Origin of the sequence: Alishewanella sp. HH-ZS (genome assembly GCF_001704375.1) — a bacterium.
GTDB classification, from domain to species: domain Bacteria; phylum Pseudomonadota; class Gammaproteobacteria; order Enterobacterales; family Alteromonadaceae; genus Alishewanella; species Alishewanella aestuarii.
In genome coordinates this window covers 1-2,000 of sequence record NZ_LZEJ01000083.1, presented here as the reverse complement: position 1 = coordinate 2,000, position 2,000 = coordinate 1, and the positions used below count along the sequence as shown (strand labels likewise).

Annotated in this window: 3 protein-coding genes; all 3 read left to right on the top strand. The window is 38.3% G+C overall.

Annotated features, from left to right (window positions below; genetic code table 11):
* Positions 1–235, top strand: a 235-nt coding sequence (locus A9165_RS16325) for a hypothetical protein (protein WP_218060754.1), incomplete at its 5' end; no start/stop codon positions are given.
* Entirely contained in the window at positions 232–1,362 is a 1,131-nt protein-coding gene (locus A9165_RS16320) for a hypothetical protein (RefSeq protein WP_065956667.1), read from the top strand. The genes A9165_RS16325 and A9165_RS16320, both read left to right, overlap by 4 nt.
* A 277-nt stretch (positions 1,363–1,639) precedes the next feature.
* Positions 1,640–2,000: hypothetical protein (locus A9165_RS16315; RefSeq protein WP_218060753.1), on the top strand; the 361-nt coding region annotated here is incomplete at its 3' end.

Sequence of the window (2,000 nt, the reverse complement as noted above, 5' to 3'; positions counted from 1 at the left end):
AGCAATATGGGGGAGCAATTTGTGGGGATCCCTCAGGAATCTAATGGCATATGGATTGAGCTTTGCGTCAGGGTTAATAGGCAAAATTAAAATCGGCATGCCTAATTATAACCCTGCACGTGATGATGAATTAGCTAGACAAGCTAGACTGGCATTTCATAGTAGACCAGAAGAAATTTCTCCTTTTTCATTTAATCGCTCTATTCTTGACTTACTCCAGAAGGCTCCGCAATGATGATGAATTTAGATTCAAACTACTTGATTCCATTAGGTGCTGACCTGCGCGTCCTACTTAATAGCGAGCACATTTCCTACGGTGAAGTTCATTTGACTTTGAAAACAAAAGGAATTTTCTCTGGTAGTAATGATAAGTCAGTAACAGTTCCTCTTTTAGCTGCTACTATATTAACTCCGTCTGGTTATTCGTCACTAATTGATGCATCTGTTGACCGAGACTCAAAACCAAAAGTAAAAGTATCTTCCCTTGATTTGGTGAATACGGTTTCCGATTGGGTTACTCCCCTGAAAGAACTTTTTAATACTGACTTCAACCCGTTTACTGGTATTGAAAATATTGAAGTAATTGATGTTCCCGGAATAGTGGTTGAAGGAAAAGATAAAATCCGCATTCCGTTCTCAATTTCTCGCAAAGATTTCAGTAAAGATTGGACACAAAGAGAGCTTCGTTTTGATGGTGAAATCGCTATTGAGCGTCAAGGTAAAAATTTGAAGCTTGATTTCTCGTCAACTCATTCCTCTAAAGAAACAGAGATAATTAATAGACGAATGACCGCCCGTATATCCAAAGCCTTGAAAGAGTCTGGAGCTACGACTAGCGAAGTAGAGAGACGTATTACCTTTAACAGTTTTTCAAATGTCGAGCGGGTTCGTTTTTTCAAAAGATTAACTGGGGGTTATGGACGTTTTATCGAAAAGGGTAATGTCAATGATATGGAAATAAGTCGAGATATATCTGGACCACCACTTCCAAATGATCCGCAAGTTTCTTGGATGAACCAGACTGTTAAACGTCTTAAAATTGATGGAGAAAAACTGAACGATATCTTTTTGATAGCTGATGAAACGTATTATCCCTATTACCATGTGCAGAGAATAGATGTTACATTTAGATTTGTTTCAGCTGCAAACACCGGTGAGTTTCGAGTTGGCTTCTTCTTTAGTACACCGTTGAAGGGTAAGACTGCCAAAGATGATGCTGAACTAACTTTCGAGGTATTACGAGTTACTCATGACCATTCTGTAAATTCAGATGCCAAAAGGGAATTGAATGCTCAGATTTCGCTTAATCTAAGAAGTCTTTTAGATAGAGAGTTCCAGCGAATAGTTGCTGAAAGGAACTAGATTTCTGTAAATTAAAGAGGTCTATGGTTAGACCTCTCTAACTCTGTTATCGTTCTTGTATATTGATAACGTCTATACTTCCAATCGTCTAACTCCGAACGTTAATCAATTACATTTGTAAACACTCTTCATTCTGTATTGATAAAACAGGATGTACTATTGACATATTTTACAGCATCGCTCAATCTATGTTCGAACAGCGAATAAGGCTTAAGCCTTTGTGCATGTTTACGTTAAATGGGACCGTAAAGGTCGACCGTAAAAATTTGGAGTTAATATGATAATCGATACCAGCAAAACATCTGCTGTACAGCACGCTATTCTTAATTCTGTTCAGTTAGCCCTAAACACTAATCATAAATTCGAACTCAATGAACTAGTTCCAAATCAATTTCGAGTGCTTACAGAAGCAAGTGCTTCGTTTATTGGTTTGCAAATGAAATTGCACCATGCGTTTACAACATCTGCTTTTTCAAAATTTGCTTTTGAGCATGGCCTAATGGAGGGTATTAAATTCTCAGGTGGTCATGCTGAGCTTGCTCGGCAAGGTAATCCAGGGTATGACATAGCAATTGAGGGGCAAAAGTTCTCTTTAAAAACGGAAGCTGCAAAAAACCTGAGGGATCCCCACAAATTGC